The organism is Staphylococcus sp. IVB6214 (assembly GCF_025558585.1).
Classification (GTDB): domain Bacteria; phylum Bacillota; class Bacilli; order Staphylococcales; family Staphylococcaceae; genus Staphylococcus.
The window spans coordinates 379,760-392,771 of record NZ_CP094723.1 but is presented as its reverse complement, the minus strand read 5'-3'; the positions used below and the strand labels follow the sequence as shown (position 1 = coordinate 392,771).

The following is a 13,012-nucleotide window of genomic DNA, read 5'->3' as shown; positions in this document are numbered from 1 at the left end:
AAATAAATAAACACCCATTCGTACGAGGTTGGGACAAAAATGCTTAAGATTTGAGCAGAACCGAACGATGAGCAAAATTGCTTTTCAAATTTTGCCGAAATCGTGGGAGTTCTGCCGAAAACCCTGCTTTTGGGACACCGTTTATCAGCTTCCCAGAGCACAAATTTATTATGTCTCACCCCCTAGTAGAACAGGTGCATCCATTAATTCATATCATAAGGATTTAAATTAAGTTCCGTATGTGGTGTGCTATCTTCAGAAATATCACGCTGTGTTTGTTTCGTATGTCGACTTAAAAAACTCAATATACGTCGAATATTTTCCTTAGATTCGGGTTTCTCCAAATGGAACTGATACTGGTGTTTTAGATTATGTGACCCATCATAAAAATGTGTATCAACAGGGACATTGTGTGCGTGCAATGTCTTCACAAACGTATCATTTTGCGTTGTGAATGGATCCGCATCCCCCACAGAGAGATACGTAGCAGGGTACGCATTTGTCACCTGCTCTACCGTCGACATCTCAGTAATCTTTTTGAATTGGTTCTCCCAGTCTTTAACACCTGTATAACTTCTCATAAACAAATCAATACGTGGAAATTCTGTCTCCCGCACCGTTTCCATATCATAAAAACCACCTAAAAATATGGCACCTTTAATCTGTTGTGGTGTCAATTGTTGCGGGAAGTCCATTTGCTTTCTTAAATCTGCATTTGTTTGAATGGCTGCAAACTGACTGTTAATCTGTGCACCTGCAGAATCACCGCCAATAATCACTTGATTCATATCAACAGGCAAGTTACGTTCATTCTTCTTAATAAAGTCAACAGCATGACGCATCTGAATCAATGGTGTTGGATATTGGTACTCGGGTGCTAATGCATAGTTTATATTCACCACTACATACCCTCTCTCTACAATATGAGACAGTAGCGCATTCTTGTATTGCTTATCACCTGCGATAAAGCCACCACCGTGCGCCCAAAAAATAACAGGGAGCTTATCATTTGCGTTCACACGGTTCGGCATCAAAATATCTAATTGACTATTCGGTAATCCTGACATATATGTAATATCTGTATATGTCGCAACATTTTTATTTTGAACAGCTGCTTTATGTTTTGTTTGTTGGCCTTTTTGATGAATAAAAAAATAGCCGGCAACGAGACCGGCTATGACGAGCAAAATGATTAAAGACGCGATAAACCATCTCTTTTTTTGGTATGTCATAACGATCTTTCCTTTCACGGAAATTGTAACATACCTCAATCATTAAGCAATAAATTTCTTATCTTGAGATTTTCTATAAATGTATTTCACGATAACACCCGCAACGATAATTAAGCCAATTGCTCCCATCACCGGGTATACGTATTCGATTAATACTTCGAAACCTGCAAAGCTTAATGCATATGCAAGTGGTACGATAATAGAAATCATAATGTAATATTTTTTAGAATATGGTGTTGTGAATCGTGCAGCAAATGAATATGACAATCCTAAAATCGTATTGTACATAACAGCTAACATAACGATAGAAAGAATAAATGTAAGAATTGGTGAAATGTTGTTTGCTAAAACAAGTGTTGGAATGGCTGAGCCCTCAATGCTTGGATATTCAGATTGTAACGCAAAGTTAATCAATCCTAATAATACTAGGTAAACAATACCACCCATGAGTCCACCCATACCAGATACCATACGTTTTGATGCATCGCCACCAATAGCAACTAGTGTACTAAAACCAACGGCAAATGCTAAACCACCATAGTTGAATCCTTTCCAAATTCCCATCAATAAACTTGGTTCTTCTACGACACCATTGATTTGTGAGAATGAGATAGACCCTTTAAATAGATATGTAGCTGCGATAATGACAACAAGTACAATAAGTACTGGTGTTACAAGACCAAGTGCGCCTACAATTTTGTTAAAGTCCATCAACAATGTAAGGTAGACGAGAACACACATAATAAGTGCACCTAACCATACTGGAATGTTAAAACTTTCTTGGAACGTTGAACCCGCACCAGCAATCATCGTAATCGTAACAGCGAATAATGATAAAATCAGTACGTAGTCAATAATCAGTCCAAATTTCTTACCAAATAAATATTCAAGTGTTGTTTCGTGGTTGTCTGCATCGAACGCTGTTCCTATTTTGGCAACTTGGCGCCCAATAAATGTTAAAATAATCCCTGAAATAATCACGCCGATATAAGAGTAAATACCGTATTTACTAAAGAATTGTAATACTTCTTGTCCTGTTGAGAAACCGGCACCTACCACAACTCCGACGTATGCAAAAGCAATTTTGATTGCTTCTCTATATTTTTGCATCTGTTTTGACCTCCTCGATTTGCAAAACACGTTAAACATTAAACCATAATATACGATTTATTTCAAATTCATTCCATCACACAAAAACTCTAAAACCATTGATATCATAGGGATTAAAGCACTATTAAATGAATTTTAAGCGCTTTATTCATACACAAATATGTATATCAATACAAATAAAGACAACAATAACGCATAAAAATACATCATATCATTGAATTAATGAAATCACAGATTATTTTGCATCAATTTTTAATGTAATTTTTTATTAATATATTATTTGTATACTATACCCGTATTGATTTTTCTTAATCACTTTATTGAATTTTATCTTTAATAAAAATACCAAAGTTGGGACCGAACGCTTAGAATTCGAGTAGAACTCATGATTTACTCTGTTATTTGTTGTTTACTTTCATTCGCTGCGTTCGTCAAAGTTACCGCAATCACAATTCCAATGACAATCAATGCAATCGCAAACAAGTAAGCTGCGTGAAGACCAGAAGTCATCGCTTGATCCTGTACAGCTAGAGTCACTTCCCCGTGTTTACTCATTTCATTATTTTGAACGCCTGTCAAAATGCCGACAAATACAGAAATACCTGCAGAACCTGCGAGCGGCTGTAACACGTTAAATATAGCTGTACCATGTGGATATTTTTCAGCCGGTAGCGCATTCAATCCATTTGTACTTGATGGCATCATAATTGCTGCAACTGCTACCATAAGTAACATGTATGCTACGATAAATTGCCACACTGGCACACCGGGGTGAATGGTTGTGTAAAAGATCATAACAGCTAATAAAGTGACAAGGCCCGGTATAATCATTTTACGTGGTCCGATACTATCAAATATTCTTCCCATTACTGGTGATAAAAGTCCATTTAACAATGCACCCGGCAATAGAATGATACCTGCTAATTTAGCCGAAAAGCCCATTGGCCCTTGTAAATACATCGGCATCACAATTTCGGATGCGAATAAGCTCATGACAACGATGACAAAAATCAACATGCCACGACGATAATTGCGTACTTGTAAAACACAAAAATCTAAAATAGGTGTTGTAAGTTTTAGCTGACGACGAATAAAAGCAATGGCAGAAATCAGTCCGATAGTGAACGGGACAAGAATTTGTGCTGATAAAATATCTGCATCACTCGCCATTGATATACTATAAATGACACCCGTAATCCCCACAGTGGAAAGGATGACGGATAGAATATCAATCTTAGGGCGTGTTACTTCTCCAACATTTTCAAGATAACGCCACCCAAAGATAAATGCAAAAATCATAAACGGAACCACACTAAAGAACAACCAACGCCATCCTAAATAGTCCACAATCACGCCAGATAAGGTTGGACCGATTGCAGGCGCGAACATAATGATCAGACCGAAGAACCCCATCACACGTCCTCGAACAGAGACGTCAAACATCATTAACATGGTATTCATAATCAATGGCATGATAAGACCTGTTCCTACTGCTTGAATCATACGCCCTGTTAATAGCATTGGGAAGTTAACCGCCATCCCCGCAATGAATGATCCTGTTATAAAAACGACAATAATAAATAAGAATAAACGTCTTGTCGTAAACCATTGAATAATTAATGCTGATAGTGGTGATACAATAGCGATAACCATCATAAAGCCACTTGCCATCCACTGTACTGTCGCTCTTGATATATCGAATTGTTCCATTAACTCTTTTAACGCAATATTGAGCAATGTTTCATTTAAAATCATAAAAAAGGCACCAATTAAAAAGACTGCCATAATTACTTTTGTATGCTTCTGTTCTGCCATGTTCGTATTCTCCTTAAAATTAAAGTAACTTTGCTATTATACAAACCTGTTCGTTAAAAGAAAAGTTACATGCTTAGACTAAGAAATATAACTATGACAAAAAAACGAGCCTACTGATCACGTATGATTACATACGCAATAAGTAAAGCTCGTTCCTAAAAACATTCTATGTGGATATTACTTAATTAGCATCTTTATGCTCTGTTATCTGATTGAAGTCTACAACGACTTGATCCATTCGTTTTGCTGTTTCTTTAAGTACGTTACGCGCAACTTTATTATTCGGATCTAACTTTAGGATTTGTTTTGCTGTATTGAATGCTTGCTTATCAGAAATAACCGGCTCTGGAATTGCATGCAGTAACAACATCTGTAATAGACTTTTGACTTCTTGGCCGCCAGTCAGCTCAATCGATGCCTCTGCATGATAATAGGCTGCATCCAATGCACCTGGTACATCACTGAGGGGATAAACAAGTAGTAAGAAAGCCAAATCATGAATCTCAGATGTTTCATTCTCTTTGATCATATCGAGTAAACACGTGTAGTACATCACGCTTTCTTGCTCGTGTGCGCTTGAGATGAATGCTTCTTCAAAAGCTAGAAAATCCGTCGCAGCCATTAAATGTTTCACTGATTCAAATTCACCGTTTAACACATGGTTTTTAATTAAATCTTTCATGGCGCTCCTCCCAAACTTTATCCTGTCATTTTTAATACGTCTAGTGTATCACAAAATTGACTTTCACACTGCAATTTTTATTATAGCATGATGTATCTTCTTTCTAAAGTGCACGTGTGCGATACATAAGAAAGAGAAAGTATGGTGCACCAATAATTGCGACAACAACACCTGCCGGCACCCCTGTGGGTTGAAGAACAACCTTACCAATCGTATCTGATACGATTAATAAAAGCGCCCCTATCACTAAGGCTATCGGTAAAAAATACTGATGTCGTGGTCCGACAATTGATTTGGCAATGTGTGGCCCCATCAAACCTATAAACCCAATTGCACCCGCGACTGAAACCGCTGCTGAGGATAACATCACGGCAATGCATACAAGGACAAATCTTGTTTTATTCAATGACACACCTAAACTGATCGCTGTATGTTCATTTGTATGTAAGATATTGAGTGTTTCTGATTTGAAAAATAAGTATGGGACAAGCAATAATAGCCAAGGAAGAAAGACCCATACAAATGGCCAACTGTCTCCCCAAATATTTCCTGCCAACCACGTCGCTATAAATTCCGATTGATCACGATCAAATGTTGACATAATCGTCAGTGCGCCACCAGATAGTGCTGTTGAAATCCCGACACCCACTAAGACCATACTCGCTGGAGATAGACCTTTCTCACCGCTATAACTAAACACAAAAATAAAAAGTGCTGTTAGTAGGCCACCGATCATGCTGACAAACGGCAATATGTAAACAAAGTCATCTGCATGAATCTGTCCAACCGCAATAAACAATGCAATTGCAAAGCCACTGCCTGCATTAATGCCTAAAATCCCAGGTTCCGCCAATGGGTTCTTAGTGACACTTTGTAATACTGCGCCACTCATGCTTAATGCCAAGCCCGCAAGCAATGTAATAAAAATACGTGGCAAGCGAAAATCAATCAAAATTAATTGGTCTGCATAAGTTCCATTACCGAGCAATGTTTGAACAACTTGAGAGAAGGACATCGCATATTCACCTGTCGTCATACTCCAGACGATTGCAGCTGCTAACAATACAATGACAACCAAGAAGGTTAGACGCTGTTGTAACTTAAGCTTCGGATGCATCATATCGTACGCCCTCCTTTACGAATGAGATATAGAAAATATGGGACACCAATAAATGAAATAATGGCGCTCATCGGTGCTTCACCGAGCATACGTGCGAGCATGTCTGCGGCTAGAACGAGCGTTCCACCTAATACCGCTGCCATCGGTAATACTTTGACATAATCCGTTCCAACTAGAAAGCGGACAATGTGTGGGACGATGAGACCGACAAAAGCAATTTGACCGACCATTGCCACAGAAATACCTGCAAGTAACATTGTCAATAATAGGCTCACAAGACGAATGGTTTTAACATTTTGACCTAACCCTGACGCAAGCTCGTCTCCCAAGCTCAGTATCGTTAATTGTCTGCTCATCAGGATAAGTAAAATAATTGTGCAAAAGATGATAGGTGCGCTAATCCAAACTTGTTGCCAGTTTGTCCCTGAAACGCCACCTGCACTCCAAAAGTTAATCGATTGGTTGAGGCGGAATATTAAAGCGATACCTTGACTCAGTGCGGTAAGCAATGCACTAACGGCCGCTCCAGCTAGAATTAAACGCATTGGATGAAAGCCGTCACGTCGAGATGAACCAATCATAAGGACAGTCATACCACCAAAAACCGCTCCAACAAATCCTGTAAAAATTAAAATAAGAAAAGGTGCCCCCGGATAAAAGGCAAAAGTTGTTGCTAAGGCAAACGCCGCTCCTGCATTTAAACCAATCAAACTCGGGTCTGCTAAGCCATTTTTTGTAACGCCTTGAATGACTGCACCTGCTGTTGCAAGTGCCATACCGACTAACACAGCACCGATGTTTCGAGGGATGCGTATTTCAGCAATCACATTATGCACTTGGTTCGCAGCATCATAATGTAGAATTGCTTCTATAATTGTTGCAACATGGACATGTGCTTCGCCTAGAATGACGGAAAGCACAAATAATGTACATAGTACGATGATCGCAACGAGTAGTTGTATCGAAAAATTGAGATGACTTATTTGTTTTCTTCTCATAATGATTCCCTCTATGCACCTTTATAATTTGTCATAATGCTTACATAATAAGTTATACGTCACTAACATCGGTTTGCCCGTTCTAGGATCAGTACTTAACTCAGCATCAATATTGAATACTTCTTCTAATATTTCATTACTTAACACATCTTGTGTTTCACCCTGTTTAATAATATTTCCTTGTTTCATAGTAATCAAATGATCAGAAAAACGGATTGCTTGGTTAATATCATGTAATACCATAATAATTGTTGTCCCATGTTCTGCATTTAACTCTTGAACCAGTTCTAATATTTCTAACTGATGTGAAATATCAAGATAAGTCGTTGGTTCATCTAAAAAGATAATGTCTGTTTTTTGTGCCAATGCCATTGCAATCCATACACGCTGTCTCTGGCCACCACTGAGATCATTCACCGCACGATGTTTAAAGTCAATTGTTCCTGTTACACGCATTGCCCAATCAATTTCTTCTTTATCTTGTTCGCTCAATCGACCAAATCCTTTTTGATGTGGAAAACGCCCATATGATACCAATTCGCCAGCTGTTAACCCATCTGCAACATCTGGAGATTGTGGTAATATTGCGATCTTTTTAGCGACTTCTTTGGTAGGTTGCATCTGAATGTTTTTACCATCAAGTAAGATCTCACCATTTTTCGTTTGAAGTAATCGTGATAATGCTTTTAGTAAAGTTGATTTACCACAGCCGTTCGGACCAATAATTGACGTAATCTTACCGTCAGGAATTGTAACATCTAAATTATTAACAATGACACGATCTCCATAACCTATTGTAACTTCCTTCCCTGTCAATCTGCTCATTCTTCTCCCTCTTTCTGTCTGTCATACGTCTCTATATCATAATCTTTATTCTTATTGAGAATCATTATCATACTTGCGTATTATACCATCTTTTAAATCTTTTGCCTAACTGTATCTCATTGTGAAAATTGATATAAATAATGAAGAGATGCGTGTTCATACACACATCTCTTCATTATTTTCACAATCGCTAATCTTCTACCCAGAAGCCATTCCCGTATACATCACGTACATCATGGACGACAACGAATGCGTCCGCATCAATCTGACGAATCAACCGCTTCGTTCGAGATAACTGTGTTTTGCTGATTACCGCATAAAGTACATCTGTATCTCTTTTTGAAAAATAACCACGTCCATTAAGAATTGTAATGCCACGTCCAATATCTTCATCAATCATTTTCGCAATACGATCTGGTGATTTAGAAATAATCGTCACTGCCTTCTTAGGATTCAAACCTTCAATGACAAAGTCCATCACTTTCGTACCAATATATAAACTGATGACCGTAACAAGTGCTCGGTCTAATGGAATGACTGACAGTGAAATCAGCACAACGATCAGATCAAAGAATAACAAGGCATACGGCGTGCTAACGTCCAGATATTTATTAGCAATACGCGCTAAAATTGTTGTTCCAGCTGTTGTACCCCCAGCCAATACAATAACGCCTATCCCAAGTCCGACAGACAATCCACCAAATACTGCATTAATCATAATATTGTCTGTATGTACTTGCCACGTTTCAGTTAAACTTAAAAATACTGAAATTAGCACTGTTGCCACAATTGTTAAATACATACTGCGTTTACTTAAAAACTTATAACCAACGACGATGAGCACGGCATTGACTACAAAGTTCGTTATGGCAGGTGAGATATGAAATGCATAGTAGAAAATGATCGCCAGACCGGTCACGCCACCTTCACCTAAGTCACCCGAAATGATAAACGCATTGACACCCAATGCAAATATAAAAGAGCCCACTAGGACTAATATTAAATCTCTAACTGTTCGTTTCACCCAATCACACCCTTCCCTATATATCACTATCATATGTCATATTATCACAATATTGACACAAAACGAAATGCTATTAGATGACTTTTCAATTAAGTTATAAAAGAAGTGTTTAATTTTCTGATTTTTTAGTTTACTTATCATTCATCATTATGTATAATTAGAATTACCTTATTGGTTGTTTTATACAACAAATAGGATATCTCCTTTGTGTTGTTTATAGTGAGAATAGTTTTGCTCATAGGTAGGTATTGGCTCGAGTACCTACCTCTTTTATGTATTAAAATGAAAACACGCATGACGTTTCGACAAAATTCTGCTTGTGAGACACCCTATATTGGTCTCTCAGAACGCAAATTTATTATGTCTTAATCCCATGCGTGTTTTTCTATATATTGATTACCATGCAAATAATCCAACAAATCCTGCTGTTAATAATGATACTAAAATCCCTGCTAACAACATCATCGGTACATATTTAGACACAAAGTCTGACGTTGTCTCTTTTACAATCCCTTTTAATGTTCCAATAATCATTCCAATTGTTGAGAAGTTTGCAAATGAAATTAAGAATGTCGAAATAATCGCACGACGGTGCGGATCATAACCATTCACTTCTCCCGCGATCTCACCCATCACAACAAATTCGTTTGTCACAATTTTTTTAGCCATTTGTTGCGCAACCAACCATGCTTCATCAAACGGTAAGCCTAAAAGCAATGCAAATGGATACATGAATACGCCTAAAATTTGGTCAAGTCCAAAGCTGCCTTTGATGTGCATAAGTGATGCAAAGCCGCCTGTAATCAAGTGAATCAAGCGATCTGCTAGTTCAGCAAGTGCAACGAAACTGATTACAAACGCAATAATGATCAAGACAAGTTTTCCTGCGTTCAACACAGAATCTCCTAAAAATGAGAAGAATGGTTGACGTGCTTCATTTGAGCGCAAGTCATAAACAACATCTTCTTCTGGATCTAACTTAATAGGATTTAATATAGATGAAACAATCATTGCGTTAACAATATTTAACGGAATCGCTGTTAACACAAGTTCTCCAGGAATCATTGTTACGTATGCACCAACAATTGCACCTGATACAGAACTCATTGACATCATCGCAATCGTTAAGACACGCGCATCGTTCATACGTTTCAACTGCTCACTTGAAACCGCTAGTGCTTCTGTATTCCCTAAAAACATCATCTCAATACCGAAGAACGACTCAAACTTTGGTTGGCGTGTGATTTTAGCAAGCACCCAGCCAATGCCACGAATAATCCACGGCAAAATACCTAAATACATTAAAATATCAAACAATGGAACGACTAATAAAATAGGCATAAGTGCTGCAACAGCCATATCCATTTGATCGGTTTTTGTAAAACTATTAAATGCGAAGCCAATTCCCGAAAAAGCGGCATCTATTAACCATGAAATTGCAGCTGCCCCTTTTTCAACGACAAATGTCCCTGCTGGAAAATAAACAAAAAACCAAGCTAAAATTAAGTTTAATACGATTAAAACACCGACAGAACCCCACTGAATGTTTTTACGGTCACGCGAGAAGATAACAGCAACGCCTAAAAACACAAGTAAGCCTATGATATTAATTAATAAGAACATAACCGATACCTCTTACCCTTCTTTGAATTTAAATCAAAGCAATTATACCATGCAGTATAAATTGTGAAAATACAATTTGTAAACGCTACAATTATTTAATAGTTATATTAAAAAACTAACTATCTCTTTAGATTAAAATTCTTCAATGTCACATCATCAAACCAAAACAAATTACTAAAATCCACTTAGAAAACTCAGAATAACAATGACTCTCTTTATTTTTTAAAAATCAATGATTTTGCTTTCACTTTTCAATAATTTTACATATTTAAGTGTAAATACTTATTGCATCAAACTTAAAATAGACGTATCCTATAATTGAAAATGATTATCATTATATGTAAAAAGTAGGTGATCGTATGATTCATGTAGCAAATGCTGAAATCGGCACACAATATCGTATAAAGTCCTTAAACATGGATAATGCGCAATTAAAACATCGATTGCGTGCACTCGGTTGTATCGAAGGAAGTAAAGTCTCTATACATCAAAAAGGGCTTTTCAAAGGCCCTTGTACATTGAATATTAATGGCCAACAAATTTGCGTCCGAAATTGTGACGCTTGTAACATTCGATTGGAGTACCATTATGAGTAGCACGTATTGTATTCTCGGTAACCCGAATGTCGGTAAAACCTCACTCTTCAACGCACTGACAGGTTCATACGAATATGTGGGGAACTGGAGTGGTGTTACCGTAGAAAAAAAACTTGGAAAACTGAAAGACCAGGCGGGTCATTTAGTTGACTTACCTGGCATTTATGATCTTGTTCCTATTTCAAGAGATGAAACGGTCGTTACAACGTATCTACTCAATGAACAATTTGACGGGATGGTCAATATTATTGATGCCGCACAGATTGAGCGTAACTTCAACTTAACGATTCAATTGATGGAGTTCGGAGCCCCTCTACTCATTGGCTTAAACATGGTCGATGTTGCGAGTAAACGTGGTATTCGCATTGATCATCAGAAGTTAATGACACAACTACGAACACCGATTATCCCGGTGATTGCGCGTACTGGAAAGGGAAGTAGTGATGTTCTCAAAGCACTCAGTGACCACCATGTGTCAACGCGACGTCCGCTCGTCATTGATTATGGCGAAGATATTGAAAACTTGATTCGCGCACTTGTTGCAAAACTTCCTGATACGCTAACACTTGCGAATAAACATTATCGCTTTTTAGCTATTCAATATTTGCTTGGTAATCCAGCTGTCAAAACCTATCTTGGTCTAGAACTATGTGAAAAACTTAATACGACGATTGCTGCCACAACATCACTGTCAGACGCAGACATCGTAAAGCAGATCCAAACATGTCGACAAGATTATATCCAGCATATTCTCTCAGATGTTGTTTCGTATCCAGATGCACGCAAACACCATTTTACAGAGCGTGTCGATGCATTACTGACACATAAAATACTCGGAATTCCGATCTTTTTAGGCATTATGTGGTTGATTTTCCAAACCACTTTCACATGGGTTGGGACACCACTATCAGATCAATTAGATGCATTCTTTGGTGGACCACTCACAGACTTTGCCAAACAAACAATGACAAGCATCGGTATTTATCCGGCATTGCAGGATATGGTAACAGACGGTATTATTGCCGGTGTCGGCGGTGTACTTGTTTTCGTTCCACAGATTTTAGTCCTATTCTTCTTTATTTCTCTATTAGAAGACTCAGGCTATATGGCACGTATTGCAGTTATTATGGACCGCATTATGGAAGGATTTGGTCTTAACGGAAAATCTTTCATTCCAATGATTATCGGTTTTGGCTGTAATGTACCTGGTATTATGGCAGCACGTAGTATCGAAGAAGAGAAAGAACGCTTAACTACGATCTTGATTGCACCATTTATGTCATGTTCCGCACGACTACCTGTGTATGCTTTATTTGTAGGAATTTTCTTTGCACAACATCAAGCACTTGTAGTTTTAAGTTTGTATGTACTTGGCATTATCGTAGCATTGATTGTCAGCTGGATCTTATCCAAAACAGTGCTAAAAAAAGATACGTCTATTTTCGTCGTAGAACTCCCACCTTATCGGTTACCATCTCTAAAAACGCTATGGCGTAGCACATGGGAAAAAGGGAAAGGCTTTGTAAAAAAAGCAGGTACATTTATTTTTGCTGGTTCTGTTATTATCTGGTTGCTCAACTATGCAGGTCCAAATGGCATCGATGTACCAATTGAAGAAAGCTTCTTACACATGATTGGCGCTGCTATTGCACCGATTCTTATTCCACTCGGTTTCAGTTCATGGCAAGCAGCTGCAACACTGATACCAGGTTTCTTAGCTAAAGAAGTCATCGTCAGCGCTATGGCCATCATTTATGCTGTAAATGATGATGCGCTAGTATCAATGGTATCAACGCATTTCACTGCATTGTCTGCCTATTCATTTATGGTATTTATTTTGCTTTATGTTCCATGCTTAGCAACAGTTGCTGCGATTCGTAAAGAAACAACTTCATGGAAATGGACACTATTTGCAGGAACATACCCATTTGTCATCGCGTACGTCATTTCGATGGCAATTTATCAAATCGGCTCGCTTTTCATATAA

At 38.0% G+C, this 13,012-nt stretch carries 11 protein-coding genes; 2 read left to right on the top strand and 9 right to left on the bottom strand.

The annotated features are described in order from the left end of the window. Positions 1–203: 203 nt before the first annotated feature. The 9 genes from MUA51_RS01890 to MUA51_RS01850 all read right to left on the bottom strand — a co-directional run bounded on the left by MUA51_RS01890 (position 204) and on the right by MUA51_RS01850 (position 10,429). Complete coding sequence (locus MUA51_RS01890) at positions 204–1,232, bottom strand: alpha/beta hydrolase (protein WP_262560195.1); 1,029 nt, start codon at positions 1,230–1,232, stop codon at positions 204–206. A 42-nt stretch (positions 1,233–1,274) separates the two neighbouring features. Beyond that, a complete protein-coding gene (locus MUA51_RS01885; protein WP_262560194.1) occupies positions 1,275–2,342 on the bottom strand; it encodes a YkvI family membrane protein in 1,068 nt (355 codons plus the stop codon). 390 nt (positions 2,343–2,732) lie between these two features. Then, a complete protein-coding gene (locus tag MUA51_RS01880) occupies positions 2,733–4,157 on the bottom strand; it encodes an MDR family MFS transporter (protein WP_262560193.1) in 1,425 nt (474 codons plus the stop codon). A gap of 181 nt (positions 4,158–4,338) precedes the next feature. Continuing rightward, complete coding sequence (locus tag MUA51_RS01875) at positions 4,339–4,839, bottom strand: hypothetical protein (protein ID WP_262560192.1); 501 nt, start codon at positions 4,837–4,839, stop codon at positions 4,339–4,341. A gap of 103 nt (positions 4,840–4,942) precedes the next feature. After that, complete coding sequence (locus MUA51_RS01870) at positions 4,943–5,959, bottom strand: FecCD family ABC transporter permease (protein ID WP_262560191.1); 1,017 nt, start codon at positions 5,957–5,959, stop codon at positions 4,943–4,945. Further along, entirely contained in the window at positions 5,956–6,957 is a 1,002-nt protein-coding gene (locus MUA51_RS01865) for a FecCD family ABC transporter permease (protein ID WP_262560190.1), read from the bottom strand. The genes MUA51_RS01870 and MUA51_RS01865 overlap by 4 nt, the downstream gene beginning before the upstream one ends. A 21-nt stretch (positions 6,958–6,978) precedes the next feature. After that, complete coding sequence (locus tag MUA51_RS01860) at positions 6,979–7,782, bottom strand: ABC transporter ATP-binding protein (protein ID WP_262560189.1); 804 nt, start codon at positions 7,780–7,782, stop codon at positions 6,979–6,981. A gap of 190 nt (positions 7,783–7,972) precedes the next feature. Next, complete coding sequence (locus tag MUA51_RS01855; RefSeq protein WP_262560188.1) at positions 7,973–8,806, bottom strand: YitT family protein; 834 nt, start codon at positions 8,804–8,806, stop codon at positions 7,973–7,975. A 396-nt stretch (positions 8,807–9,202) separates the two neighbouring features. Beyond that, on the bottom strand, positions 9,203–10,429 hold the full coding sequence (locus MUA51_RS01850; protein WP_262560187.1) for a NupC/NupG family nucleoside CNT transporter: 1,227 nt from the start codon (positions 10,427–10,429) through the stop codon (positions 9,203–9,205). Between the two features lie 359 nt (positions 10,430–10,788). On the opposite strand from MUA51_RS01850, the gene MUA51_RS01845 reads away from it, so the two are divergent. Together MUA51_RS01845 and feoB are read left to right on the top strand one after the other, a co-directional pair. Then, positions 10,789–11,025: a FeoA family protein gene (locus MUA51_RS01845; protein ID WP_262560186.1), complete on the top strand. Its 237-nt coding sequence runs from the start codon at positions 10,789–10,791 to the stop codon at positions 11,023–11,025. Next, a complete protein-coding gene (feoB, locus tag MUA51_RS01840) occupies positions 11,018–13,012 on the top strand; it encodes a ferrous iron transport protein B (protein WP_262560185.1) in 1,995 nt (664 codons plus the stop codon). The genes MUA51_RS01845 and feoB overlap by 8 nt, the downstream gene beginning before the upstream one ends.

Excerpts from the sequence above, each read along its gene's own strand:
- MUA51_RS01890 (WP_262560195.1), bottom strand. The coding sequence starts at position 1,232 with ATGACATACCAAAAAAAGAGATGGTTTATCGCGTCTTTAATCATTTTG.
- MUA51_RS01885 (WP_262560194.1), bottom strand. The coding sequence starts at position 2,342 with ATGCAAAAATATAGAGAAGCAATCAAAATTGCTTTTGCATACGTCGGA.
- MUA51_RS01880 (WP_262560193.1), bottom strand. The coding sequence starts at position 4,157 with ATGGCAGAACAGAAGCATACAAAAGTAATTATGGCAGTCTTTTTAATT.
- MUA51_RS01875 (WP_262560192.1), bottom strand. The coding sequence starts at position 4,839 with ATGAAAGATTTAATTAAAAACCATGTGTTAAACGGTGAATTTGAATCA.
- MUA51_RS01870 (WP_262560191.1), bottom strand. The coding sequence starts at position 5,959 with ATGATGCATCCGAAGCTTAAGTTACAACAGCGTCTAACCTTCTTGGTT.
- MUA51_RS01865 (WP_262560190.1), bottom strand. The coding sequence starts at position 6,957 with ATGAGAAGAAAACAAATAAGTCATCTCAATTTTTCGATACAACTACTC.
- MUA51_RS01860 (WP_262560189.1), bottom strand. The coding sequence starts at position 7,782 with ATGAGCAGATTGACAGGGAAGGAAGTTACAATAGGTTATGGAGATCGT.
- MUA51_RS01850 (WP_262560187.1), bottom strand. The coding sequence starts at position 10,429 with ATGTTCTTATTAATTAATATCATAGGCTTACTTGTGTTTTTAGGCGTT.
- MUA51_RS01845 (WP_262560186.1), top strand. The coding sequence starts at position 10,789 with ATGATTCATGTAGCAAATGCTGAAATCGGCACACAATATCGTATAAAG.
- feoB (WP_262560185.1), top strand. The coding sequence starts at position 11,018 with ATGAGTAGCACGTATTGTATTCTCGGTAACCCGAATGTCGGTAAAACC.